This is a genomic window from Parablautia muri (genome assembly GCF_009917485.1).
Classification (GTDB): Bacteria; Bacillota; Clostridia; order Lachnospirales; family Lachnospiraceae; genus Suilimivivens; species Suilimivivens muri.
The window spans coordinates 1-24,134 of the sequence record NZ_QZDT01000030.1; the positions used below are offsets into that span (position 1 = coordinate 1).

The window sequence follows — 24,134 nt, forward strand, 5'->3', positions numbered from 1 at the left end:
AGAAAAGCGAAAGTCAGCCAATGTTTCATGACGCATTGGTGCCTTTCGCAGAAAGGCGGATTATAAAAATGATTATAGTGTTTTCAAGCCTTTTGTGGCTTTTGCGTTTCGCTATGGGAGCCTGTGCTTTCAGCTTTTTCAATAGGGTGATTTGCCGGCTTCCGAATAGGGAGAGCGTAGTCAGGGGACGGAGCTATTGCTTGTCCTGTGGAAAAAGTTTGACAGTGAAGGAATTGATTCCTTGTATCAGTTATTTATGGCAGAGGGGAAGATGCCGTGGCTGTGGTGAAAGGATTTCGGGGAGATATTTTCTGGTAGAGCTGGCAGGCGGTCTTTTATTTGTCTTCTGCGGAGCTTATTTTGGCTATGGAGAAGGGGGAATTTTACCGCCCAAAGGGCTTTTGGCCTTTGCCTATCTGGGAATTTTAACTATGGTAGCCTTTATTGATTGGGACACGAGGATTATTTATAATCGCTTTCACATAGGAATTGCGCTGCTTGGGATTATTTCCCTGTGGTTGTTTCCTGAACATACATTGACGGACCGCATGATTGGCGCGGTGGTGATATCATTTCCTATGCTGATATTGGCGCTTATTGTGGAAGGAGCCTTTGGCGGCGGCGACATTAAGCTGATGGCGGCCAGTGGTTTTTTGCTTGGATGGCGCGGTATAACAGCAGCTATGTTTATGGGACTGCTGGCTGGCGGGGCGTATTGTACCTGGATGCTTGCAGGAAAGAAGCTTGCCCGTAAACATTCCATTGCCTTTGGGCCGTTTTTGGCTTTGGGACTTGGAATTGGATTTTTCTGGGGGGATGAGTTGGCGGCGTGGTATTTGCCGTTTTTGTAACAATGGAGGCAAAAGTTTTATGCGTGTTTTTTTATGTACCGATAGTAATGATAGCAATAATCTTATATAATAAATATGTGGAATTGCAGGAAGGAAAAGGACATCATCATACAGACATATATAATATGGGGAGCAGCCTATGAAAATTACAAGTCTTCACATTCAAAATTTCAAACTGATCCGTGATATGTATATTCCGGATATTGAGAATGCTCTGATTTTAGTGGGACAGAACAATACCGGTAAGACAACTGTGCTGGATGCTATCAGGGCCGTGGGCGGTGAATATCAGATCAGTCAGGAGGATTTTGGGGAAGCCGGGGCTAAAATCCGTATTCATGTATCTTTATCTTTTACGGAGGATGACCTTGCGCTGTTGCAGCGCAGCGGGGTAGTCAGTCAGTACCGGAAAAAGGAGGCGTGGTTACAGGATTTTTGCCGGAAGCTTCCCAATTTTTCTGATAATGTACTGACCTTTACCATGACGGCGAACAAGGACGGAAGAATCCGTTACCAGGACGGAACGAACAAGAATAACCCTTATATCAAAGAGGTATTTCCCAAGATATATTACGTGGATACAGAACGCCGCTTAGAACAGCTGCAAAGTGATTTGCTTCTGCTGCAGGAGGATGAGATTTTAAAGAAAATGCGTTCCGGCTGCTGTATGTTTAATCAGGCAAGGGATTGCAATCACTGCTTTGATTGTATCGGACTGATTGAGCAAAAGAGTCCGGCACAGTTAAACGCCCTGGAAACCTCCAAGCTGTTAGATTATAAGCTATATCAGCTGAATTTGGATACCTTTGCCTGCAAGGTCAATCATTGCTTTCATAAAAACGGCGGCCGTGAGCATATTCTTTATTCTATGAACAGGGATGTGGAGAAAATTCTAGAGGTTACAACACAAATCCGGCATCCGGCTCAAAATGTACCACATCCGATTTCGCATATGGGGAAAGGAATGCGTTCCATTTATCTGTTTTCTCTGCTGGAAGCTTATACGCAGATTGAAGAAAATCTGCCCAGTATTATGATGATAGAGGATCCCGAGATTTTTCTGCATCCCAGTCTTCAGAAGGTATGTGGCAGGATTCTTTATCGGCTGGCAGCCAAAAATCAAGTGATTTTTACCACGCACTCACCGAACTTGTTGCCTAATTTTAATAGCAGGCAGATACGGCAGGTTATCCACCGGAAAGATGGTTCTAGCGATGTTCGGGAAAAAACGGATATCAGCGCTATTTTGGATGACTTAGGTTATACAGCTGGTGATTTGATGAATGTGAATTTTGTATTTATTGTGGAGGGAAAACAGGATAAATCCCGTCTGCCCCTTCTACTGGGGAGATATTATGCGGAGACGGTTGACCAGGAAGGAAATCTCTCCCGCATTGCGATTATTACCACAAACAGCTGTACCAATATTAAAACCTATGCCAATTTAAAATATATGAATCAGATTTATCTGCGGGATCAATTTCTGATGATCCGAGACAGCGATGGCAAGGAGCCGGACGAACTAAGGAGTCAGCTTTGCCGCTATTATGAGGAGCGAAACCGTGAGGATATGGACAAGCTGCCCAGGGTCCGTCCGGAAAACGTATTGATTCTCAAATATTATTCTTTTGAGAATTATTTTTTAAACCCAAAGGTAATGGCACAGGTGGGCGTTGTGGAATCGGAGGCCGCTTTTTATGAGATACTTTTGGAAAAATGGAAGGAATATCTTTACCGCCTGCAAAGTGGCCGGCATTTGATGGAAATTTTGGGCGGCGATTTGGAAACGGTAGAGGATATAAAACGGCACATAGAAGAAATCCGCATTTATATGCGGGGCCATAATTTATTTGATATTTTTTATGGGAGATACAAAGAGCAGGAAAGAGAGCTGCTTGAGAGATATATTGAGCTGGCGCCCAAGGAGGATTTTGAAGATATTTTTGCAGCGCTGGAACGCTTTCCCTTTTTTGAAGGCAGGCGGCAGTAAAATAGGTTTTTAGAAAAACTGATGATAGAAAGAGGAAACGGTGACGGCTGGCTTTGTTATGATAAAAATATAAAAAAGTGTTTCCACAGGGTAAAGAAGTTGTAAAAATTTTCCGATATTTAATATATAATGTAATATCCCAAATCAGTCAGAAAAAGAGATTGCCTTTTGGGAGTTATAGGTATAAAATAATTATAGTAGGTAATTAAGGTTTATTTGTGTGAAGGAGTGATGAGCGTGGCAGCGAATTTTTGGAATTATAATTCAGGGGGGTTATTTGGTTCTACCAGCAATAACAGTGGAAGTGGACTGAACAGTTTGTATGGCGTACTTTCCGACAGAAGTGCTATAAAGAACGGATCTTATCAGAGGCTGCTTAAGACTTATTATAGGTCAGGACAGTCTTCAAGCACAGCATCATCCAGCAAGAACAGCAGTTCATCCAGCAATATGCTTGACAGAATTTTTGAAGAGAAGAGGAATCCGAAGGTTTCCAAAGATGTGCAGGAAGCAAATGCTAATCTGACATCGGGGCTTTCAACTTTGAGAACGACAGTTTCAACGTTGCAGAAAGATGATACTTATACGGATACGGCTGATGGCAAGAGTGCAGGAGACAAGGTAGTTTCCGCAGTGAAAGCTTATGTGACGGATTATAACAATGTTGTTAATGCGGCAAAGGGTTCTACGCTAACGAACAAGACTGCATATGTGGCTAATATGATGGGCAGTACAGCGGCAAATGCTGATAAGCTTGCGGAAATTGGTATTACAGTTGATTCAAGTGGAACGCTTGAGCTTGATGAGACCAAATTAAAGTCAGCAAGTATCTCTAAAGTGCAGGAGCTGTTTTCCGCTAAGGATATTACAAGCTATGGTTCAACCATTGCATCACGTCTTCGGTTTGCAGGAGCTGCAGTAAGCAGTAATACAACCACAGGCAGTACGGGGACAGATAATAAGGCAGGTACTAGTGCAGCAGGCCTGAAAACAGACAGTAAAGCGCTTGCATCTGATGAGTTATATGCGAAGGTAAAGGATAAGGATGGCAACGAGACCTATGATGTCAATAAGATTTTTACCACAGCTAAGAGCTTTGTGAGCAATTATAATCATATGTTTGATACAGGTGAATCCAGTTCAAATTCCGGTGTATTAGCAAATTTGTCTTACATCAGAGAAAAAACAGCACGTAATGCAGATGCACTGAAGCAGTTTGGAATTGAAGTGAATGATCAGGGCAGATTAAAGATTGATGAGCATGTATTTAAACAGTCAGATATGTCCAAGGTGCAGGCATTTTTTAAGGACTATGGTTCTTCTATCGCTACCAATGCATCACTTGTAGATTATTATACGACTACACAGGCGAATGCTACTAATGGTTATACATCTGACGGGACATACAATGTACAGGGAAGCTCCCGCTATGCAGACACTATGTAATCTGTTTAAAAAGCTGGGAACATAAAATAAGTATGAAAAGAACATCTTTGTAACAGCTCTGCGCACTTGCTGCGCTGAGTGTACATGCGCCATGCAGCTAGTCTGTATGTGAGCATAATGATACTTGCGCCGTACATTTTACAGGAATTTGTGTCTGGAAAGACATGGAGGCGCAAGTATGAAATTTGTGTCTAAGAAGATATAGAGGTGCAAGTATGATAGGATGCGAATCGACCGGTGTTGTGCTGGAGGTTGGCATCCTTTTCGATTTAAAAGTTTTAATTATGAAGTGCGGAAACATTTAGACAAGAAGGTGCCTTATGAAAGTGTAACAGTGCTTAAATTACATTAAGAAAAGCAGCCGCATAATGATGACTATATGGCTGCCTTTCTTTTTATAGTAAATGAAATTAAAGATTTCGCGATTGTTCATACAAAAGCTTCCGAATGTGGCCTTAGCGCATCATCTGATAGCCATGGTACATGGAGTAATTGTCAGATGTGGGATTGTCTGCCAGGAAAACACCTGTAATGTTACAAAAGGGTCTTAAATAAGGGAATACTGTAGTTTATACCCATTCTGGCCTGCTGATTTCTGAGGATTGCTTTACTACTACATCGTACCATTGTTCGGGACCTTCAAACCATACTTCTGCGAGGCGGGGAAATTGACACTGGTTCACATCCTGATATACCTTGCTGGTCAGAACTCTGCGCACGAGAGGATTTTTAGCCCATTTTGCAAGTACATGGTCAACGAGCCATTTGTCGCTTTCTTCATTGGAGACGCCTTAAGGGTAGGAAACCAAAAACTGCCATCTGTAATTAGGACCTTCCTTTGCTGTAATTCCATGGCCTTTTAATTCGGTCTCCCAGCTAAGGAGAACAAAAGCCCATATAAAGGGTTTCTCGCTGTCACTTCCGGAACTTCCTGCATCATCGCCTTCAAAGTTGGTGGTAGGTCCACCTGCCTCAGGGATATTACCATGCCACTGCAATACTTCCGGCGGAAAATATTCTGTGTATGCTTTGATATTAAATTTCGGCATCATGGGATTTGTCAGCCAGTAATGCTCTGTAAGCTGCATGCGGTTTGTGCCAAATAAATCTCCATGTGGAGGTGTGGGGAGGGCATTGTAAAATGCATATTTGGTAACGTAGGGTGCAAACTGTGAAATGCTTTCCGGAATATGATAGCGATATAACCAGTGCAGCATTTTAGTACGGTATTGTTCTCTGATAACATCTACATAAAGAACGCTTTTCATTAACTCGAAATTCATATTTTACCTCTTTTCTGCGCGGCTTTTTATGTAAAAAGCTTGTGGGTGCCGCACGAACACAAACTCTTAAGGGAAAGTTTTTGGCTTTTGTAAATATTGCGTTGCTATTTATTGCGGCTTTGAGCCTGTGATAAAAGACTTGTAGGCTGCTACTCTATTTTTATACTTTTCACTCATGCGCAGGGCGCCGGCTTTTCTGTTATTGGTATCAATATCATTAGCATGAATAAATTTTTCATCCAGGGTATCGTGAGCGTGCTTTAACTGTTCCTCGGGGAACTCAAAGTGATATTCGTCTCCATCCAATACAATTTTTCCAATGATTCCGCACTGGCAGCAAATTACCTCTTTATTTTTTGCAAAATAAAATTCACGGCAATGGCAGTGAGAGCAGATTTCCTCATCCCCTATATATTGTGCATTTTGGATATCTTTCGCCGCATTCGCAAGATTTATACCAGTCTGATGGGCACGGCTTATCTTTTCATCATCAGCCAAGATACCCAATGACCAGCTGAACACTTCTTTTTCGATGATCTTCCACATGGGTGTCAGTCCTGAATACCGAAGTCACATTCAATTTGAGTCATCCAATCGGAACCGCCGATTCCCATATAGGAAATCACCTTGTCCTTCAAGATTCTAGGAACGGGAATTTTGCCGCCTTTTTCTTCTGCAATCTGTATTCCAATGACCGCATTCCCCCGGTCAAGTCTCGGGCCAAAGCGGTCCATCAGGGTGTGGAAATTTCCCGGCGCGCCTTTTTCGAAGATGGGAACTGCAAAAAGAATTCCGTCAGCATCCAACATCTTGTCAAGGAGTCATTCAAAATCATCCTTTTGTGTACAGACACTGCCCTTTCCATTAAACAGGGCAGTGACACATGCCACACAGCCGGTGCAGTGATGGATATCCAAATCAAACAGGTTGATTGAAATACCTAATATTTTCATTCAATACCTCCTCCGTATGTATTTTAGCAGAGTGTCTTTATTATAGCTGATGACGCCTATTGTTTTGATATACTAAATATTTCGAATCGCTTATATCAAATATTGCTATAAGGGGTTTTATAGGCTATATATATCAAAATTGGTATAAAGTAAGCCTTAATTTTGGTATTAGCATTTAGTTTCCAGGTTCATTACAATAAATTTATATAGATTTAGGAAAGAAAATTAGAATTGGTAAGGAGGTTATGAAATGGGGGGAAAATTTTATGCAAAAAGTCCTGGTAATGAGGGTTACATTAAGAATATGGAAGTGATTGGATTCCACGACTGTGACAGGCATTATCTTTTTCAGACACAGCTCTATAAAACGCAAGAAGGAAAATATTATCTGTATGGAGGCTGTTATAAGTGAAACGGGGTACAAATTATTGATGTGACGGATTCGGTCAATCCTAAAACCGTTCAGTATATGTACGTGATGGAGCCGGAAAAATATACTTATATGGCTACGCCTAAGATTCAGATTTGTGATGAGTTGATGATTGTGGCAACAGGCAACTGCATTGACTTTTTACATGGTCCTGCACCGGAAAAATATGAGATTGTGCGTGGCGGTGTGGCTATTTACAGTTTAAAGGAAAATCCCGAGCAGCCCAAGTTTCTGTCCTTTTGGGACACAGGGACAGATGGGATGGCGGCAGGTGATCACCGTTTCTGTTATAATGGGGGAAGATATGCGCATCTTTCAGCAACGGCTCCGGGATTTACAGGATATATTTACCGTATTTTGGACATATCAGATCCAAGACATCCGGTGGAGGCAGGGCGCTGGTGGAATCCGGGACAGTTTTTAGGAAATCAGACCAAAGCTACACAGCAAAAAAATATCCATGGCTGGAATGGAAATGATTCTTATCCTGGCTATGTTCATTGCGTTTATGCGTTAGGAGATAAAGCGTACGTAAGCTGCGTAGGCGCAGGCTTTAAGATTTTAGATATCTCCGATCCGCAGGTGCCGTAGGTTTTGGGAGAGGCATCTACCTGTCCTCCTTTCTCCGGAAAGTTTGGGGGCGCTTTATGGCATACCTTCCTTCCTTTGATTGGCAGGAATTATGCGGTAGGCTTGCAGGAGGGTGAGCGGTTCTGGATTATGAATCGAGAATTGCAGGAATCCATTGGTACGGATCCCATGAATGGGATTGAGATGTTGGATATCTCCAACCCGGAGGACCCTGTTATGATTTCCGTTTTCCCATATCCGGAGGTTCCGGAAGATTTTCCTTATGAGAACTTTAATTATTGTGGACTGCCGCTGCCAGGTCCCTTTGGGCCCCACAATCTGCATGAGCCCATGACAAACAAGCCATGGATTGAGAACAATCCCAATCGTGTTTATGTCTGTTATTTCCACGTTGGACTACGGGTATATGATGTACACGATCCCTTTGTGCCAAAGGAGATTGCTTATTTTATTCCGCCTAATCCGGAGGAATTGTATTTTGACCTTAAAATGGCGAATCCCCCACTGGGAACAATGGAGGATGTTGTTGTGGATGACAGAGGTAATATTTTTGTCAATACAATGCATGATGGTGCGTATATTCTGCGCTGTCTGGTTTAAAGTGACAGGTCAGTCTTTGTCTGAACGGTTATCGTTTCGTGCAATCGTTAAGAGAAAAGAGCGTGTCTGACCGACTTTACAATGCTTTTATGGAAAGGTACAATCTTTAAAAAGCAGAAAAGGAGTCCTGCAAATGAACAATCGCTAGATAGAATGTTTTCTGGAAGTCAGAAAAGAGCTGAATGTAACCAAGGCGGCAAAGAATTTATATCTGCCACAGCCTACTGTCAGCAGGTATATACAAGTACTGGAAGAAGAACTGGGTGTGACTCTTTTTATCTGTGAAGGCAAGCGGAAGATGCAATTATCTGAAGCAGGAAAGATTTACTATGACATATTTGAGCGGTTTCAGAATGAGCTTAGGGATGCAAAGAGACTGCAGCGGACACGTCAAAAAACGTTGCACTTTGATTACAATATTGGTTGGAATATCTCAACATTTCTTCCGGATATCATCACGCAATGCCGGAAAAAAGATTCGGATTTGTATATTTCGATTGAATGCATGGAGTTTTCGGACCCGGTGGATGCTATTGTAAAGCACCGCCTGGATGCTATTTTGACCTTGGCCAATTATCCTCAGCATCATTCAACGATTCGCCAAGAGAAGGTTACTAGTATACGGAGAGTCATTATTTATTCAGAAATATTGATACCGCCGCATTATGTCCACGGACTGGAGGATTTCCGAGATTTTGAATTTTTTGTGATTAGTGATGACCGGATACAGCAGTTCCGCACGGAAATTGAAAATTATTGTAAAACGTATCATTTTGTACCTAGGCTGAGGATGCTTACAAATATGGAAACAGTGATTGCCAATGTGGAGAATGGACAAGGTGTGTCGATTTTAGATGAATGGGGAAAAAATATGGAGGGTAAAGGAATCCATTATGTAGAATTAAATTCAAACCATGATATTTGTATTGCCTGGAATAGCCAGGCGCAGACAGAGCTTTCCGCTATTCAGATTCTGAAGGAGGAATTTATTCAATACTTCGAAACGCATGTGATTGTGTAAACGGATGTGGGGAATTTTAAAAATTATCAATCATTTTCTGGAGGAAGCGCCTTGTGGTGTTTTCTCCAGAATGATTTTATAGATCGATTACATTTTATCTATTTATTTGTCCTGGATGCCAGGTAGATTCCAACGATAATGGCTTGCCAGAATGCGGATTGCAATTACCAAAAGGGCGCTAAACAGCATGGCATAATCTGAATGGGTAAACTGTAAAAGCAATACATAAAGACATGCACCAGAGATGGAGGCACAGGCGTAAACATGCTTTTTCAGGACGTAAGGGGTTTCGCCTGCCATGATATCACGCAGTATGCCGCCGCCAATGCCAGTGATGACACCAAGAAAGATAATCAGAAAATGGTATTCTCCATAGCCGGCATCCACGCCTGTATCAATTCCAATGACCGTGAAGGCTCCAAGTCCGATGGCGTCTAAAATATTCATAACCTTTTCATAACTTTCTATGTAACGACTTCCCAATAAAAAAGGCCAGCAACGAAATAGTAGGAACAGGATAAGGACTGTCAAAAAAGCCGTGAAGACATAAACCGGATTGCGGAACATATTGGGTGGGATGCTGCCAATCATTAAATCGCGGAGCATTCCGCCGCCTACGGCGGTGATAACGCCAAGGACGATGATGCCAAATAAATCCAATTTTTTGCGGACGGCAACCATGGCGCCGGAAGATGCAAAAGCTACGGTTCCGATGATCTCTATAGGGAAAAAGATAGTTGCATGTAATTCCATTTTTATACCCCTTGCATACCACGAGCTGTGCTTGTGGTACTGCTACCAATAAAGAGTTTGGAAGTTTACTTCCAAACTTATACCCCTTGCATACCACGAGCTGTGCTTGTGGTACTGCTACCAATAAAGAGTTTGGAAGTTTACTTCCAAACTTATACCCCTTGCATACCACGAGCTGTGCTTGTGGTACTGCTACCAATAAAGAGTTTGGAAGTTTACTTCCAAACTTATACCCCTTGCATACCACGAGCTGTGCTTGTGGTGGTTTCCTAAATTCCTAAATCCAAAATCGGACAGATGCCCAAGGATTGCAATTTTTCATAGGCCAGTTCCATAGCATCATCCCACATATATTTTGGTTCATGACAGTCTGAGCCTACAATGACTTTGACGGGGGCCTTAGCAGCCAGAAGCCAGAAACGGTCGTCAGGATAAGGATAACGTGTCCCGTCAGGATAGAGCCGCAGGCCGCGCCTGAAACCATTGGCATTGTATTCAAGAATGGTTCCGGTGGTAACTGCGGTATCAATAATCATATCAGCAGCTTTTTGACAGTCATTATTCCAGGCATAGGGATTTAACAGGTATAGGTCGGGATGGGCAACAGCCTTAAAGAGACCGGTTTTCATGCCTTCGGTTAAGGTGCGGGCATAGAAGATATATTCATCCGTAGAAGTTATTTCGTAAGTGTTTCCATATTCTCCCTCTGCATTTATGTAAAAGTGTTCGCCCAGCAACAGATATTCAACATTCCATTTGGTCAATAATTCTTCATAATAATTGAAATATTTTGGCAAATACTCAATTTCCAGTCCTTTTCGTATTTTTATTTTATCTTTATATTTTTCGGATAGCGTATCTACTGTTTCCAGATAATCTTTTAATTCATGAAATTCCATCCGCCTGCCGAAATCAGCCTCGGGTTTTAGATAAGGCGCGTGGTCAGAGAAGCCAAGCTGAGAAAGTCCGCTTGAAAGAGCGGATTTTACGTAGTCTTCCTCCTGCCCAAGGGCATGTTTGCAACGCTGGCAGTGGGTGTGGAAATTATTTTTTATTGTTAACATTTTGTTTTGCCATAGCCTTTCTATATGATATTATCAGTATAATTTGGGGATTGGTAAAAAGCAAGATTTTTTCTCCCTTGATTTCATGAAGACAGATGAGATTATACATAACTGTTTTATGATTAAACAAACGTAAAACAGTAGGTGCCGTTTGTGAAATCTTCGTAAAAGAGTTTAGGAAAAATGCAAAACGGCACCTTTTTAGTATCCTATAAGAAGATATATTTACAGATAAACAGTACAGCAAGTATATACATAAGCGGCGTGATTTTCTTAGACTTTCCACAAACTACATTGATGATGACATAGGAGATAATACCAATGGCAATACCTTCTGATATGCTGTACATCAAAGGCATGGACAGCAGACACAGATAGGTGGGAATAGCCTCGGTAAAGTCGTTGAAATCAATATCCGCCACAACAGTTACCATTAAGAAGCCTACAAAAATCAATGCGGGAGCCGTAGCAAATCCCGGAATTGCGCAGAAGATTGGAGACAGGAAAATGGATAATAAGAACAATAAACCGGTTATTACGGATGCAAGGCCGGTTCTTGCGCCTGCCGCTACACCTGAGGAGCTCTCCACGAAGGTAGTAGTGGTGGAGGTACCAAATACTGCGCCTGCGCTGGTTGCGATAGCGTCTGCTAATAGCGCCTGCTTAATGCGGGGAAGCTTACCGTTTTTATCTAACATATCAGCCTTTGTAGCAACACCGATTAAAGTGCCAAGTGTGTCAAACATATCCACAAAAAGGAATGCAAAGAGTACAACAATAAAATTAATAATGCTTACGCCAGAGAAATCAGCCTTGATTACCTGTCCAAATGTCAGGGAAATTGCGGATAAATCTGTCATGCCCAGGGCAGGATACAGAGAGTAAAATCCGTTTTCCGCATCAATTGTATAAATGCCTAGCGCCTGGCAGACCATGCCCAGGACCCATGTGGCAAGTATACCAATTAAGATGGAGCCTTTTACATTTTTCACATAGAGGATTGCTGTGATAAATAACCCAATTAGTGCAAGGATGGCACAAATACCTTTGGTGTGAAATTCGCCGGCGAAATCTACGTAGCTTACCAGAGTGGAAGAATTCGCCACTACAAGGTGCGCGCCCTGAAGACCGATAAAGGCAATAAAGAGTCCGATACCTGCGCTTACGCCCTTTTTCAGGGTGAGCGGAATCGCATTAAAGATAGCCTCGCGCACGTTTGTCAGGGACAATATAATGAAAATAATTCCCTCGACAAATACAGCAGCCAGCGCTACCTGCCAGGAATAGCCGTATGCTCCGCATACGGTAAAAGCAAAGTAGGCATTCAGGCCCATACCGGGAGCAAGTGCGAAAGGATAATTTGCAAGCAGTGCCATCAGGATTGTCCCTACAAAGGATGCTAGGGCGGTGGCTATCAAAACAGCGGTTTTATCCATTCCTGCAGCAGACAGTAAGGAAGGATTTACTGCTAAGATATACGCCATTGTCATAAAAGTGGTAATACCACCCATTACTTCTGTTTTGACAGTTGTGTTGTTTTCTTTTAATTTAAAAAAATTTTCTAACATGTCTATCTCCTCCTACGGTGATGTGTTATGTTATCCGTTGTCTGTGTCCATAAGTACTATTTTCCTTCATAAATGATGACGCTTTCCACGTCATAGCCCTTGAGCTGTTCACGTCCTTTTAACCCGGCAAGTTCCATCAGAAAGACAATTTTTTCCACACTGCCGCCCAAGGCTTCTATCATGCGGATGCTGGCTTTGATGGTGCCGCCTGTTGCAATCAGGTCATCAATCAGTACAACACGATCTCCCGGCTTAATGGCATCCCGGTGTATCTCAATGACAGCGCTGCCGTATTCCAAATCATAGCTCTCTGAAATAGTCTCACGGGGCAGCTTTCCCTTTTTGCGGATGGGGACAAAAGCCTTGTGAAGCGCATACGCCACTGGTACGCCGAAAATAAAGCCTCTTGATTCTGTTCCGGCAATGATATCGAAGTCAATGCCTGTAAGCTTTTCTTTCATGGAATCAATGGCCAGTGCCAGTCCGTCCGGATCCTGCAGTACGCTTGTTACATCGCGGAAAATAATACCTTCTTCAGGAAAATCCGGTATACTTTGCACGTATTCCTCCAGTTTTTTCATTTACTGTTTCTCCATTCTTTATAAAAATTTAATAGTTGCAATAAAGTTATTATATTTTGTTCCCAGACAAAACGCAATAAAAATTGTTAATTTCACGAAAATTAAGGGCAGGATATAGATTTGGCGGAAAATAACCGGATAAATTTCTTTTAGCTGGAATTGTCAAATATAAATTGATTGCTGCTACCTTTCTTTTCTGCTATTATGAAAACAGAAACAGGTTAAAAATTGGCAGGCATGCAGATTCCCGGAACAGAAAACAAATACGATAGAATGGGGACAGAAAATGGAAAATCAATATTTCAATGAGGCACTTCAAAATTTTGTGAAGGATTTTGCTTATGGGGGAGCCATAAGGCATTTGGTGGATTTAGGGTATGATACGGACAAAATTATTAAGGAATATCATTACCCGCTTTCAAGGGACGCTATTGATAAAATTGTGAAAGAACATCTGGCGGGTAAGCGTAACAGTTCCGATCATTGAAGCAGCATAGATAAAGATTCGGATCAGTAGATGGCGGAAACTGTCCTGATGCAGAATTCATTGGAAGATAAAATGGGAATGGCGGCAATGCTGGAGGGAAAGATAAATGTGCTTTGTACTGCTTTTATTAGGAATTATTTTTATAGGGTATTTCTGTGGTATAATTTTTTTCACAGGTCATGCCGGAAGTTTTTCTTTTGTGTGGCTGTTTCTTGGAATTGGAGCATTTATCATGTGTATTCTTCTAAAAAAGAAAATTTGGCATGACCGTATTCCTTTTTGGTTCAGGCGTTTTTTTATTGTGTTAGTATGCCTTGGCGGAATATTGTTTCTTGTGGTGGAAGGGTGTATTGTCAGCGGTTTCTCTAAAAAAGGGCCTTCCGGGCTCGATTATCTTGTTGTACTGGGGGCGCAGATAAAAGCAGGCGGGCCTTCAAGGGCGCTGCAGTACAGACTGGATGAGGCTGCAGGCTATCTGGTGGAAAATCCTGATACGAAGGTGATTGTATCTGGCGGCCAGGGGGCGGATGAACCTGTATCGGAAGCACAGGGAATGCACGATTATCTGGTGGAAAAGGGAATCGCACCGGAGAGAATTCTGATGGAAGACCAGTCGAGAAATACCTTTCAAAACCTTGTTTTTTCGGCAGAGCTTTTGGATAAGGAAGCAGACAGTGTAGGAGTGGTCAGTAATAATTTTCATGTATTTCGGGCTGAGAAGATTGCCAGGAAGGCGGGTTATCAGAATGTTTGTGGGATTGCTGCCAAAGGGGAACCGTTTTTACAGTATAATAATATGATGCGGGAATTCTTTGGTGTTTTGAAGGATTTTTTGGCGGGAAATATGTAGTGACGGACGTTTGCTGGCACACAGCGTCCTTAAAGATTGATTCCCTGTTGCGTGAATCCAGTCCTTCGGCGAAGACAAACTTTTCATGACTGGATTCAGTAACAGTTCGGCAAGGCTGAACTGTTACGACTTCCGTGGCCCAAAATAGATAATGGGTGAATTAATTTTTGAAACATGTTATAATGATTTATAGTTTTATAGATGATTTGCGTTACTTATGATGACGGGGGAGAAAAAGGATTAAAATGGGGGATAAAGATGAATCAAATAGAAAAATTAAGAGAGATTGTTGAGGGAACGGACAACATTGTTTTTTTTGGCGGGGCAGGTGTTTCCACGGAAAGCGGCATTCCTGATTTCAGAAGTGTGGACGGTCTGTATAATCAGAAGTATGATTATCCTCCGGAGACGATTTTAAGCCATACTTTTTACAGACAAAAGCCGGAAGAATTTTTCCGTTTTTATAAGGATAAAATGCTTTGCCTTGGTGCAAAACCCAATGCCGCTCACTTAAAGCTTGCCCAGTGGGAGCAGGAAGGAAAGCTTAAGGCGGTCATTACCCAAAACATTGACGGACTCCATCAGGCGGCAGGAAGTAAACGGGTATTGGAGCTGCATGGAAGTGTGCTGCGCAACTATTGTGAAAGATGCGGGAAATTTTTTGATGCGGAATATATGCTGCACGCAGACGGTGTACCGAAATGTGATGAATGTGGAGGGACGATCAAACCGGATGTGGTTTTGTATGAGGAGGGGCTTGATGACAAGACTCTCAGGGATGCCATTTACTACATTCAAAATGCAGACGTTCTGATAATCGGCGGCACTTCGCTGGTAGTTTATCCGGCAGCAGGTCTGATTGATTACTATAACGGAAATAAACTGATTTTGGTCAATAAGACACCTACGGCCAGAGACGGAGCGGCGGACCTGGTGGTGCAGGGCAGCATTGGGGAAATATTTGCGGCTTTGTAGTTTTTGCGGATGGGAAGGATATTAGTCTATGGATATTCAGGTAGGCGACAGCCTGACTTTAAAAAAAGCGCATCCTTGCGGAAGTCATGAATGGGACGTTCTTCGCGTTGGGGCGGACTTCCGGTTAAAATGTGCAGGATGCGGGCATCAGATCATGATTCCGCGCAGCCAGATTGAAAAAAGGATTAAAAAAGTAAAGCGTTAGATCTGGGGAGGGGCCTAGTCAAAAAGCCCCTCCATCCTGCTTTCGAAATCCTCCGCCCATTTCGCGGTATTATCTTCAATTTCTTTTTCCAGAACGTTGATTTTTTGCATGATTTCTTCCGGATATTCTTCGGAATCAATATTCCCCATAAAAGCATTGATAAATTCGTCACTGACGTGAAGTTTCCATTTTCCGTCCTGCTTAAATGCGGAGAGAGTAACACTGATAGTACAGGTATCATCGGAATCTAAAGAATCTATTATGGATAAAAAGCCATCCATGTCCTGATTTAGATCCCGCATATCTTTCATCAGTGATCTAAGGCCGATGCCGTTGCTTTGGGACATATTTTCAAGGAGGAAAACCATATAGTTCCCTGTGGCCAGCGACATGTCAAGATTGGTGATATCCATGTCGATTTCCGCAGTTTGATCGGATTCACGAACCTGTGTTATTTCCCATGATAGGTTTTGGGTGAGCTTTTGGGAAAGCTGGTAGTTGCGCTTATAATGCTTTCCTTTTATAAGAGTGGGCTGAAGTAATTCATTAAAGACCCGGTATTGCGCTGAGGTGGGAATGCCAATCCAGTTCCGGGTGGTGGATATATAATTGTCTGTGTATTCGTTAAAAGTGTCCAAATCCAATGTTCGCAGGCTATTCATTACATTTTCCGCGGTATGCTCCGGGGAAGTAAGGTGGTCTTGTGTAGCCTCTGCGCCAACGCTTTCCACGGATGTTTTTCCGGAACAGGCGCACAGAAATATGTTTCCGATGATAAATAAAAGCAATAGTATTTTTTTCTTTGTCATAATGACACCTCCATTTTTAGGAACTGTTAAAAATTGGTTTTTTACAGTTCCTTATGTTATTTTTATTATATTTTGTGGGATTTAAAAAGCAATGGCTGTGGCACGAACAGACGGTGGCAGGGCAAAAAAAGACGCCGGATATGGCGTACATCCGGAGGAAAGAAAGTTTCAAACACGCTCTAGGGAATGATGGCGGAGAAATAAAACCATCCGTTATTATATTTGAGAACGCTGGTTCCTCCATGTCTTTGGATAACGGAATCTACGTTCAAAAGGCCGATTCCGTGAAGGGGCCCCCTTCGTCTGTCGGTAACAACTTTGTTTTCTTTTATCAGTACCGGCTCCTTTACAGGATTGCGGACAGAGAGAATCAGCTGGTTGCTTTCGAGAATCATTTTAAATTGAATGATTCTGCCAAAGTCCAGTTTTTCACAGGCTGCAATTGCATTGTCAAGCAGGTTGCCCAGTAGTATGACAATTTCTTCCTCGCTGATAGTAAGGGTTGATAGGTCGTTTACCGACAACGTTATTGTGATTCCTTTTTCAGCAGCCTCCTGATATTTTCTGCTTAGCATAATGTTCACCACCTCATGACCGGTATTAATAAGACAGACACTTTTGGAAAGGGTTCCTGTCAGTGTGGAAACATAGGAAAGAGCGTTCTGCACCTGTCCGTCTTTTAGCATTCCCTGAATGCATCCGAGCTGATTTTTATAATCGTGAAGCTGCCGCCGTTGCAGGTCGTAGCTTTTTTGCATGTCCCGATAAAGGACCATTTGATTCTGGGTACGCTCGTGAAATAAACGAAGCCGCTGCATTTCTTCTTCTTTGTCCATTGTTTTGCTGATAAAGTAGAAATAGCATACATTGATAACCGCAAAGCCGGAAACGACAGCAAACATGGCCCGGTTTTCGGTGGCGTTACCGCTGATATCCATCATGCTAAGTGACAGGAGGACAATGATATTGAGAAGGGGAAAGAAACTTGTAAATGTCCAACTGAAAGAGAGCCACTTATCAGAATGATTTTTGAATCTGAGATGAAAAATGAATATCAGACATAAAAAAATACTACCTGCTATATCTTCCACGGCGCTGAAAAGGCTTTCGTGCAAAAGCGGCGGAAGGAGATAAATAAGGGAGGTGAGAAAAACGGATGTTATCCAATAAATGCTGCAAAGCAGAAGTGAAAACGCCATGTGGCGCACCAGGCCCGCTTCAAAATAAAGCAGCGCTGTCAACATGACGGTCAGAACAAAGCGGACTGGCTGAAAAATAAAAGGTGGAATCGGGGTAAATGCAATCAGAAGAAATCCAACCATAAATGTGGGAAGGGACATATGGCGGAGCCATCTAAAAGGGAAAGTGCGCTTTGGCAGCAGGGTCTCAAAGAACAGGTTGCAGCTTGCGGCCATCAGAAAAGATAAAATAACACATTTTATGAAAATTTCCATCATAATGCTCCTTTATATGTAACGTATGTTTCTTTAGCGGTCCTGAAACGGGAACGGGGAATAGGCAGCTCTAACCCGATATCCAGATAAGCTATGTAATGATTGATTTTGCAGATATGCTTCATATTTACAAGATAGCTTTTGTGGATACGCAGAAAGCCATAGTCTGACAACGTTCGCTCGATAGCGTCCAGCTTGGTGTATATTTGGTAATGGGTCAAATCTGTTTCCATACAGTGAAAGATGGATTTGTGTTTGCTGCTTTCTATATAGAGGATATTGTCGGTATACAATTTTCTTTCTCCCTCCGTAAAAGGAAAAACTACCTGGGCTATGCGCATTTTTTGTAAAATAGCGTCCATACATTCTCCCACAGCCGCATCAAGAGTATCCTTCATAATATAGCGGATGGCATTTGCCTTATAGCCCTCTAGCGCGTAATCAATAAAAGCGGTCACAAACACAAGAAAGGTATCCGAATGAAAGGCGCGCATCCGCATAGCGGTTTCGATGCCGCTTAATTCATTCATACTGATATCCATAAAAACAATGTGGTACTTTACATGGTTTTCGTTTTGGGATAAAAATTCTTCTCCGGATGTAAAAAAGCAGATGTTATATGTCAATTGATGACTTTCAAGATACGCTACAAGAAGCTTTTGTATTTTTTCCCTGTAAAAGCATTCGTCATCACATATGGCGATTTGTAGCATAGTTGTCCTCCATTCTTGCTGATGCCCATAAATTTGGGCACAAGCACAACTTGAAAGCCCAATGAAAAGAGCAGTTTAAAAATATTCGTAAGTATCTGTTGTCTAGGATAGCACGTTAGCGTTGGGGTTATCAAGATGTAACGGATTTACTTATGGCAAAATGCGTAGTGCAAGTGTACTCCTAAGCTGTGAAAGGTATCACAGCCGCTGTTACTATTCATGGCCTAGGAGCCGCTTATAGTAACATTCGGGGCGATATTCCAAGTTTCGCTTCGTAAAAATCCCCCCTCACACCTGAATCACGTTCTCACGGGAATGCGTAGTAAATGCGCATTCCTGACCCGTGAAAAGTAACCAGCCGCTACAAAAAAACGGACAAGAAGTGAAAGAAACTCTTGAAAAGAGAAAAAAATCATGTTATGATGTTTATCCGTGGTATGTTTTAACATTCGCATATGGCGAAGCAACACATTCCTTGCTCCCGCAAGGGGGCCAGAGACCAAAAGGAGGTAACTTAAGCATGAACAAGTATGAATTAGCCGTTGTTGTAAATGCGAGGATCGAAGAAGAAGAAAGGGCAGCTGTAGTTGACAGATGTAAAGCTCTGATTGAAAGATTCGGTGGTACGATTACAAATGTTGACGACTGGGGCAAAAAGAGACTGGCTTATGAAATTCAGAAGATGAAAGAAGGCTTCTATTATTTTATCCAGTTTGACGCTGAAAGCTCTGCGCCAATCGAAATTGAACATCGTATCCGCATTATGGACAATGTTATCAGATTTTTATGCGTTAGACAGGATATAGCATAAAGCGTGTACGAACAATATGCTGGAAAGTAGAGGCAGGTATGAATAAAGTAATACTGATGGGGCGTTTGACAAGGGATCCCGAAGTGAGATATTCACAGGGGGATAATGCAATGGCAATAGCCAGATATACACTTGCCGTAGACCGCAGATTTACCCGGAATAACAGTGATGGGAATACGGCGGATTTTATAGGATGCGTGGCCTTTGGAAGAAGCGGTGAATTTGCTGAAAAGTATTTCAGGAAAGGAACCAAGGTCGTAGTGACAGGCCGCATCCAGACAGGCAGTTATACCAATAAGGATGGGGTTAAAGTATATACCACTGACGTGGTAGTAGAAGACCAGGAATTTGCCGAGAGCAAAAACAATAGCAGCAGTGCCGGTATGGATGGAGGGTTTTCCGGCGGCATGAGCAGGACTCCCGAACCGTCAGGTGCTGGCGATGGCTTCATGAATATTCCAGATGGAATAGATGAGGAGCTGCCGTTTAATTAGAAAGATTTGTTTGTTAGATAGGAGGCAATCATTATGGCATATAATAAAGCAGAGAAGTCTGATTCTCCCATGAGAAAAAAAGTTGGAATGCGCAGAAGAAAAAAAGTATGCGTATTTTGTGGTAAAGACAATGTGATTGATTACAAAGATGTAAACAAGTTAAAAAGATATGTATCTGAAAGAGGAAAAATTCTTCCCAGAAGAATTACAGGCAACTGTGCAAAGCATCAGAGAGCGCTTACGGTTGCAATTAAGAGAGCGCGTCATGTTGCACTGATGCCTTATACTTGTGATTAAACATATGCGGAATGCAACTTGAACATTGTTGAAATGAAGCGTAGGGCGGTTGCCAATGATTGGCAGCCGCTTTTTGTAGTAGAATATTGTAAGCATAACCTTGCGATATGCAGGGCAGAAGAATGGGGGATTAATATGGATGAGATGAAAAAGGATGCAATGACACCCGAGAATGCAACATCATCTGGTATGGATGGCGGAGGACAAGACCCTGTGAACAATTTTATGAATGATAGCCTTATGGACAATAATTATATGGATCATAATGCTATGGGTAACAATCCCAAGAATAAAAATCCAAAGGATATGGTTAAATTTATTATTCCTGCGGCAGTTTGTGTAGTTCTTGTATTGCTCCTGATAGGGGTGACGGTTGCAACAGGTGTTTTTGGAAATAAAAATGATGTGATATTAGATGCTTTGGGAAAAACCTTTACGGAGAGCGCGGAAGCCATGGGAGATACGTGGCGGCTGGACGGTTACGAAGATATGTTTTCAGACAAACAAGCTTATATGGAGGCGGATTTAACACTGGCAGATTCCGTGCAGATGGGAATGGAGATAAACATAGACCAAGAGCTTTATAATGCGCATATGGATATCGGTTATTATGGTTTTTCCCTTTTAGAGGCGGATTTATATATAGATGAATATGAAATTTTGCTGGGAATGCCAGGGCTTATAGATAAAGTTTTTTATGTGGACAGGGACACCTTTGACGGAGATATTGAAAGGCTGGCTTTAGAATACGATTTGGATGAAGCGGCAGTTGAGTCTTTAAAGTCGCTTAATATGGGCAGCAAAGATTTGGTCAATGCCAATGAAGAAATGGAGATGGCAGGGCAGCAGCTTAAGGATGCGGTTCTTGCCATATTAAAGAAAGCTGAGATAAAGAAAGCCGATGGTAAGAAGCTGACGGTGGATGGGAAGGAAAGAAGCTGTAAGGGCTATGTGCTGACCATCACAGGCAGACAGGCGGCGGAGGTGTTCCTTACCTGTAAGGACATTTATGAAGGCAATACGGCATTTCAGAATTATATCAATCAGTTATGGATGGGGATGGAAGGCTATAGCAGCGTGGAGGAGCTGCTGGAATATGAGAATCCGGCGCAGGAGCTTCAAAGGTATGCAGATGAGCTTGTGGAGGAAGGCGATACGGATATTTATTTCTATGTCTATAAAGATGTGCTGGCGCAGATTTATTGTGAGGATGGAGAGGTGGTCTTAGAGTGGAATATCCAGGGTGGAAATTTCCCTCTTGAGAATATGGAATTTAGTCTCACAACGGACAGTACTGATTTTGTGATTACCAGAACAGGCAGTGTGAAGGGAGATAAGTATCTGGCAGATTATGAGTTGGAAGTGGATGGAGATGAGCTTGCGCTTAATGTGGAACGGAGTAAGAAAGATGGAGATTTCCGTTTTGAGCTTATTTATGGTTATGATGAGATGCTGTTAGAAGGAGGGATAAAGGAGGGGAAAACAGGTGTAGAATTTACGATTGAAATTGATACTTTTGAATTAGATGGAGAAGAAATCCTGCGGGGAGATATCCTTTTTTCTAAAGAATATGAGGAGGAAATTGTAAAGCCGGAGGGAGAAAAGGTGAATGTGATGGATTTAACAGAGGATGATTGGTACGAAATCCTGTGGGAAATCAGTGAAAATCTGTATTATTGAACATAGGGTGAAAAGAAGTTCTAAAGCGCACAGCAGAGGCTGTTGCGCTAAGAACTTCTAAGTTTTACCCGGAAAATGCCTAAAATACGGGTATGATCCGCATGGATTTGTGTTGCCGCGAAGCATTGGCATAAAGGTTGGGGCAGTGGGCAATCCACTGCCTTATTTCATCATATGGGCAAATCAGGAAAAACTTTTGGCAGAGGTAGATTTGCTTGTTGTGGGACGTTAGAAACATAGGAGATTTTTATGGAGTTGGAAATCAGAGAGCTTCAAAAGCGATATGGAAAAAAACAGGTTTTAAGAAAGGTCAGCCTTACGGCAGGGGAAGGAAAGTGCACTGGAATTATAGGAGCGAACGGATGCGGAAAATCTACTCTGCTTCGAGTGCTTGCCGGAGTGGAAAAAGCAGATGACGGTGAAATTTTTCTGGGCGGCAAGCAGATTGAAAATCCATCCCGCCAGATGGCGAAATATGCGGGATATATTCCGCAGGAAAGCGCTTTGATGCCGGAACTGACAGTTGCAGATAATTTAAAGCTCTGGGCCAGCTTTGGAAATTACAAGGAGAATGGCAGGCGCCTTGAAAGTTTGTGCGTTCAGTTCAAGATAAAGGAATTTTGTAAAGAACGTGTCAAAAATTTGTCCGGTGGTATGGAAAAAAGGGTTAATATTGTGTGTGCCCTGCTTCATGGACCGATGGTGCTGCTTATGGATGAGCCAAGTGCGGCATTGGATTTGGTCTTTAAACAGGAACTAAAGACATATATCAGGGAATTTGTACAAAAGGGCGGCAGCATTTTGCTGAGCAGCCACGATGAAGGAGAACTTGCATTGTGCCATAGCCTTTGGGCAATTAAAGAAGGAGTGGCGCATAAAGTACCGGAAGGATTGTCAATAGAAGAAATCAGTGAAAAATATATCGGGTAAGAAGGTTATAATCGGAATGGCCATAAGAAGCCGGTATGATGGCAAACCTATTGGATACAGGGGTATAAAAATATGTATTGCAGATGGACATTGTTTTTGCTAAACATAAAAAAATTTATAAGAATGCTGCCAACAATTGTTTTGGAGACACTCTTATTTGGATTGATTTTGCTTGGTATTGGGGCATATGCCACAAAAGCCATATATGGTGAAAAAGTGGTAAATGAGATTCGGGTAGGCGTTGTAGCAAAGGGAGAGGATAGAACGGCAGATATGCTGGTGCGGTTTATAGGGTCTATGGACAGCATCAGGGATACGATTTTCTTTACCCTTTTATCTTCTGAACAGGAAGCAAGGGAAAAACTTGCAGCAGGGGAGATTTATGCGGCGATTCTGGTTCCGGAAGGAATAATTGATAGTGTGCTGTCAGGAGAAAATATTCCGGCAACGATTTTGCTGGACAATTCATACAGCGAAATGGAGACGGCGGTCTTTGAGGAATTTACCCGGGCAGGCGCCAGACTGTTAACGACAGCGCAGGCCGGAATTTATGCGGCAGATGCTTTTTGTGTGGAAAAGGGGCGAAAGGATCAGATTGAGCGGACAGAAGACTATTTGAATGCAGCGTATCTTTCCTATGCACTGGACAGATCTTCTCTGCTTGAAGAAGCAGAAGTGAAGGCGGCAGGAGGGCTTAACCTTACGGATTATTATACCATAGCATTGCTTCTGGCATTTTTATCCTTTGCAGGACTTTCTTTTGGAAGATATATGCAGGTGGAAAGTGGAGAACGGGAAAAGCTCTTTGGAAGCCGGGGAATTGGAAATGGTCAGAGATATTGGATTGAAGCAATCGCTTTTTCGGTGGTGTTTGGATTGCTGGGTATGGCTGCATGCGCATCTGTGGGACTATTGATTATAAACAAAAGTAATAGCTTCTTTCAGCCCAATGGGCAGTGGCTTTTTTTGCTCGTGCTATGGTTTGTGGTAGGAACATTTATCAGGATGCTGCTCCAGATTGTGGGGAACCATGCAGGCGGGATTGGTATCGGCTTTGTGGTACTCATGGCAATGATGGCAGCGGCCGGTGTATTTATTCCTTCGGCTTTTTTACCCTTGTGGATAGAAAGAGCAGGTGCGTATGTGCCATACGGAATGTGGATGGAGAGTATGGCAGCCATATTGCAGGGGAGAGCTGAGGGGAAGATGGTGGTGACACTTTTGCTTATGGCGGTACTTTTTTTAGGAATAGGAGCTGTGGCAGCAGTATTGCGAAAAGAGAATTGAACGATGGGTTG

General features: G+C 42.5%; 28 protein-coding genes. 17 read left to right on the plus strand and 11 right to left on the minus strand.

What is annotated here, in order from left to right; translation table 11 throughout:
• From D5281_RS16130 to fliD, 3 genes are all read left to right on the plus strand, one after another.
• Positions 1–851 (plus strand): prepilin peptidase (locus D5281_RS16130; RefSeq protein ID WP_277935406.1); only part of this gene is annotated, 851 nt, incomplete at its 5' end.
• A gap of 139 nt (positions 852–990) precedes the next feature.
• Positions 991–2,841, plus strand: coding sequence for an ATP-dependent nuclease (locus D5281_RS16135; protein ID WP_160561139.1), 1,851 nt, complete (start codon positions 991–993; stop codon positions 2,839–2,841).
• A gap of 237 nt (positions 2,842–3,078) precedes the next feature.
• Complete coding sequence (gene fliD / locus D5281_RS16140; protein ID WP_330585088.1) at positions 3,079–4,287, plus strand: flagellar filament capping protein FliD; 1,209 nt, start codon at positions 3,079–3,081, stop codon at positions 4,285–4,287.
• Positions 4,288–5,078: 791 nt separating this feature from the next.
• Here the strand turns inward: fliD and D5281_RS25795 are convergent.
• The 4 genes from D5281_RS25795 to D5281_RS25810 all read right to left on the minus strand — a co-directional run bounded on the left by D5281_RS25795 (position 5,079) and on the right by D5281_RS25810 (position 6,523).
• Entirely contained in the window at positions 5,079–5,570 is a 492-nt protein-coding gene (locus tag D5281_RS25795) for a hypothetical protein (protein ID WP_277935407.1), read from the minus strand.
• Positions 5,571–5,678: 108 nt separating this feature from the next.
• The gene (locus D5281_RS25800) at positions 5,679–6,116 is read right to left on the minus strand and encodes a hypothetical protein (protein ID WP_277935408.1); all 438 of its coding nucleotides are present in this window, start codon (positions 6,114–6,116) and stop codon (positions 5,679–5,681) included.
• Between the two features lie 5 nt (positions 6,117–6,121).
• Positions 6,122–6,379, minus strand: coding sequence for an NAD(P)H-dependent oxidoreductase (locus D5281_RS25805; protein WP_277935409.1), 258 nt, complete (start codon positions 6,377–6,379; stop codon positions 6,122–6,124).
• Between the two features lie 12 nt (positions 6,380–6,391).
• Positions 6,392–6,523 carry a hypothetical protein gene (locus D5281_RS25810; protein WP_277935410.1) on the minus strand — a complete coding sequence of 44 codons (132 nt, stop codon included), beginning with the start codon at positions 6,521–6,523 and terminating at the stop codon, positions 6,392–6,394.
• A gap of 250 nt (positions 6,524–6,773) precedes the next feature.
• On the opposite strand from D5281_RS25810, the gene D5281_RS25815 reads away from it, so the two are divergent.
• The 4 genes from D5281_RS25815 to D5281_RS16160 all read left to right on the plus strand — a co-directional run bounded on the left by D5281_RS25815 (position 6,774) and on the right by D5281_RS16160 (position 9,165).
• On the plus strand, positions 6,774–6,935 hold the full coding sequence (locus D5281_RS25815) for a hypothetical protein (RefSeq protein WP_277935411.1): 162 nt from the start codon (positions 6,774–6,776) through the stop codon (positions 6,933–6,935).
• A gap of 21 nt (positions 6,936–6,956) precedes the next feature.
• A complete protein-coding gene (locus D5281_RS26615; protein ID WP_330585090.1) occupies positions 6,957–7,544 on the plus strand; it encodes an LVIVD repeat-containing protein in 588 nt (195 codons plus the stop codon).
• A gap of 3 nt (positions 7,545–7,547) precedes the next feature.
• Complete coding sequence (locus tag D5281_RS25825) at positions 7,548–8,144, plus strand: LVIVD repeat-containing protein (protein WP_277935412.1); 597 nt, start codon at positions 7,548–7,550, stop codon at positions 8,142–8,144.
• A gap of 160 nt (positions 8,145–8,304) precedes the next feature.
• Complete coding sequence (locus D5281_RS16160) at positions 8,305–9,165, plus strand: LysR family transcriptional regulator (protein WP_277935415.1); 861 nt, start codon at positions 8,305–8,307, stop codon at positions 9,163–9,165.
• Positions 9,166–9,267: 102 nt separating this feature from the next.
• On the opposite strand, the gene D5281_RS16165 is transcribed toward D5281_RS16160, so the two are convergent.
• From D5281_RS16165 to D5281_RS16180, 4 genes are all read right to left on the minus strand, one after another.
• Entirely contained in the window at positions 9,268–9,918 is a 651-nt protein-coding gene (locus D5281_RS16165) for a trimeric intracellular cation channel family protein (RefSeq protein ID WP_160561142.1), read from the minus strand.
• 269 nt (positions 9,919–10,187) lie between these two features.
• The gene (locus tag D5281_RS16170; RefSeq protein WP_160561143.1) at positions 10,188–10,982 is read right to left on the minus strand and encodes a histidinol-phosphatase; all 795 of its coding nucleotides are present in this window, start codon (positions 10,980–10,982) and stop codon (positions 10,188–10,190) included.
• Between the two features lie 209 nt (positions 10,983–11,191).
• Entirely contained in the window at positions 11,192–12,550 is a 1,359-nt protein-coding gene (locus tag D5281_RS16175; protein WP_160561144.1) for an NCS2 family permease, read from the minus strand.
• Positions 12,551–12,606: 56 nt separating this feature from the next.
• Positions 12,607–13,131 (minus strand): adenine phosphoribosyltransferase, encoded by a 525-nt coding sequence (locus tag D5281_RS16180; RefSeq protein ID WP_160561145.1) that lies wholly within the window; start codon positions 13,129–13,131, stop codon positions 12,607–12,609.
• Positions 13,132–13,417: 286 nt separating this feature from the next.
• Between D5281_RS16180 and D5281_RS16185 the strand changes: the two genes are divergently transcribed.
• From D5281_RS16185 to D5281_RS16200, 4 genes are all read left to right on the plus strand, one after another.
• Positions 13,418–13,618 carry a hypothetical protein gene (locus D5281_RS16185; RefSeq protein ID WP_160561146.1) on the plus strand — a complete coding sequence of 67 codons (201 nt, stop codon included), beginning with the start codon at positions 13,418–13,420 and terminating at the stop codon, positions 13,616–13,618.
• 106 nt (positions 13,619–13,724) lie between these two features.
• A complete protein-coding gene (locus D5281_RS16190) occupies positions 13,725–14,468 on the plus strand; it encodes a YdcF family protein (RefSeq protein WP_160561147.1) in 744 nt (247 codons plus the stop codon).
• A gap of 258 nt (positions 14,469–14,726) precedes the next feature.
• Positions 14,727–15,443 (plus strand): NAD-dependent protein deacylase, encoded by a 717-nt coding sequence (locus tag D5281_RS16195; RefSeq protein WP_160561148.1) that lies wholly within the window; start codon positions 14,727–14,729, stop codon positions 15,441–15,443.
• 28 nt (positions 15,444–15,471) lie between these two features.
• On the plus strand, positions 15,472–15,648 hold the full coding sequence (locus D5281_RS16200) for a DUF951 domain-containing protein (RefSeq protein WP_160561149.1): 177 nt from the start codon (positions 15,472–15,474) through the stop codon (positions 15,646–15,648).
• A gap of 14 nt (positions 15,649–15,662) precedes the next feature.
• Here D5281_RS16200 and D5281_RS16205 read toward each other — a convergent pair whose 3' ends face one another.
• From D5281_RS16205 to D5281_RS16215, 3 genes are all read right to left on the minus strand, one after another.
• On the minus strand, positions 15,663–16,457 hold the full coding sequence (locus D5281_RS16205; protein WP_160561150.1) for a hypothetical protein: 795 nt from the start codon (positions 16,455–16,457) through the stop codon (positions 15,663–15,665).
• Between the two features lie 179 nt (positions 16,458–16,636).
• Entirely contained in the window at positions 16,637–17,914 is a 1,278-nt protein-coding gene (locus D5281_RS16210; protein WP_160561151.1) for a sensor histidine kinase, read from the minus strand.
• A complete protein-coding gene (locus D5281_RS16215; RefSeq protein WP_160561152.1) occupies positions 17,911–18,624 on the minus strand; it encodes a LytR/AlgR family response regulator transcription factor in 714 nt (237 codons plus the stop codon). The genes D5281_RS16210 and D5281_RS16215 overlap by 4 nt, the downstream gene beginning before the upstream one ends.
• A 520-nt stretch (positions 18,625–19,144) precedes the next feature.
• Here D5281_RS16215 and rpsF point away from each other — a divergent pair.
• From rpsF to D5281_RS16245, 6 genes are all read left to right on the plus strand, one after another.
• Positions 19,145–19,435, plus strand: a complete 291-nt coding sequence (gene rpsF / locus D5281_RS16220; protein WP_160561153.1) for a 30S ribosomal protein S6 — start codon at positions 19,145–19,147, stop codon at positions 19,433–19,435.
• 38 nt (positions 19,436–19,473) lie between these two features.
• Positions 19,474–19,929: a single-stranded DNA-binding protein gene (locus D5281_RS16225; protein WP_160561154.1), complete on the plus strand. Its 456-nt coding sequence runs from the start codon at positions 19,474–19,476 to the stop codon at positions 19,927–19,929.
• A gap of 33 nt (positions 19,930–19,962) precedes the next feature.
• Positions 19,963–20,226, plus strand: coding sequence for a 30S ribosomal protein S18 (gene rpsR / locus D5281_RS16230; RefSeq protein ID WP_160561155.1), 264 nt, complete (start codon positions 19,963–19,965; stop codon positions 20,224–20,226).
• A gap of 18 nt (positions 20,227–20,244) precedes the next feature.
• The gene (locus tag D5281_RS16235; RefSeq protein ID WP_160561156.1) at positions 20,245–21,906 is read left to right on the plus strand and encodes a hypothetical protein; all 1,662 of its coding nucleotides are present in this window, start codon (positions 20,245–20,247) and stop codon (positions 21,904–21,906) included.
• A gap of 249 nt (positions 21,907–22,155) precedes the next feature.
• Positions 22,156–22,836, plus strand: coding sequence for an ABC transporter ATP-binding protein (locus D5281_RS16240; RefSeq protein WP_160561157.1), 681 nt, complete (start codon positions 22,156–22,158; stop codon positions 22,834–22,836).
• Between the two features lie 72 nt (positions 22,837–22,908).
• Positions 22,909–24,123, plus strand: a complete 1,215-nt coding sequence (locus D5281_RS16245; protein WP_160561158.1) for an ABC transporter permease — start codon at positions 22,909–22,911, stop codon at positions 24,121–24,123.
• Positions 24,124–24,134: the final 11 nt, after the last annotated feature.

Bases quoted from the DNA above. Each gene is read 5' to 3' on its own strand.
- D5281_RS16210 (WP_160561151.1), bottom strand. From the start codon at position 17,914: ATGATGGAAATTTTCATAAAATGTGTTATTTTATCTTTTCTGATGGCC.
- D5281_RS25800 (WP_277935408.1), bottom strand. From the start codon at position 6,116: ATGTGGAAGATCATCGAAAAAGAAGTGTTCAGCTGGTCATTGGGTATC.
- rpsF (WP_160561153.1), top strand. From the start codon at position 19,145: ATGAACAAGTATGAATTAGCCGTTGTTGTAAATGCGAGGATCGAAGAA.
- D5281_RS16175 (WP_160561144.1), bottom strand. From the start codon at position 12,550: ATGTTAGAAAATTTTTTTAAATTAAAAGAAAACAACACAACTGTCAAA.
- D5281_RS16245 (WP_160561158.1), top strand. From the start codon at position 22,909: ATGTATTGCAGATGGACATTGTTTTTGCTAAACATAAAAAAATTTATA.
- D5281_RS16205 (WP_160561150.1), bottom strand. From the start codon at position 16,457: ATGACAAAGAAAAAAATACTATTGCTTTTATTTATCATCGGAAACATA.
- D5281_RS16195 (WP_160561148.1), top strand. From the start codon at position 14,727: ATGAATCAAATAGAAAAATTAAGAGAGATTGTTGAGGGAACGGACAAC.
- D5281_RS25815 (WP_277935411.1), top strand. From the start codon at position 6,774: ATGGGGGGAAAATTTTATGCAAAAAGTCCTGGTAATGAGGGTTACATT.
- D5281_RS16225 (WP_160561154.1), top strand. From the start codon at position 19,474: ATGAATAAAGTAATACTGATGGGGCGTTTGACAAGGGATCCCGAAGTG.
- rpsR (WP_160561155.1), top strand. From the start codon at position 19,963: ATGGCATATAATAAAGCAGAGAAGTCTGATTCTCCCATGAGAAAAAAA.
- D5281_RS16240 (WP_160561157.1), top strand. From the start codon at position 22,156: ATGGAGTTGGAAATCAGAGAGCTTCAAAAGCGATATGGAAAAAAACAG.
- D5281_RS16165 (WP_160561142.1), bottom strand. From the start codon at position 9,918: ATGGAATTACATGCAACTATCTTTTTCCCTATAGAGATCATCGGAACC.
- D5281_RS16180 (WP_160561145.1), bottom strand. From the start codon at position 13,131: ATGAAAAAACTGGAGGAATACGTGCAAAGTATACCGGATTTTCCTGAA.
- D5281_RS16190 (WP_160561147.1), top strand. From the start codon at position 13,725: ATGTGCTTTGTACTGCTTTTATTAGGAATTATTTTTATAGGGTATTTC.
- D5281_RS16200 (WP_160561149.1), top strand. From the start codon at position 15,472: ATGGATATTCAGGTAGGCGACAGCCTGACTTTAAAAAAAGCGCATCCT.
- D5281_RS16170 (WP_160561143.1), bottom strand. From the start codon at position 10,982: ATGTTAACAATAAAAAATAATTTCCACACCCACTGCCAGCGTTGCAAA.
- D5281_RS16135 (WP_160561139.1), top strand. From the start codon at position 991: ATGAAAATTACAAGTCTTCACATTCAAAATTTCAAACTGATCCGTGAT.
- D5281_RS25805 (WP_277935409.1), bottom strand. From the start codon at position 6,379: ATGTTGGATGCTGACGGAATTCTTTTTGCAGTTCCCATCTTCGAAAAA.
- D5281_RS25795 (WP_277935407.1), bottom strand. From the start codon at position 5,570: ATGAATTTCGAGTTAATGAAAAGCGTTCTTTATGTAGATGTTATCAGA.
- D5281_RS16185 (WP_160561146.1), top strand. From the start codon at position 13,418: ATGGAAAATCAATATTTCAATGAGGCACTTCAAAATTTTGTGAAGGAT.
- D5281_RS25810 (WP_277935410.1), bottom strand. From the start codon at position 6,523: ATGAAAATATTAGGTATTTCAATCAACCTGTTTGATTTGGATATCCAT.
- D5281_RS16215 (WP_160561152.1), bottom strand. From the start codon at position 18,624: ATGCTACAAATCGCCATATGTGATGACGAATGCTTTTACAGGGAAAAA.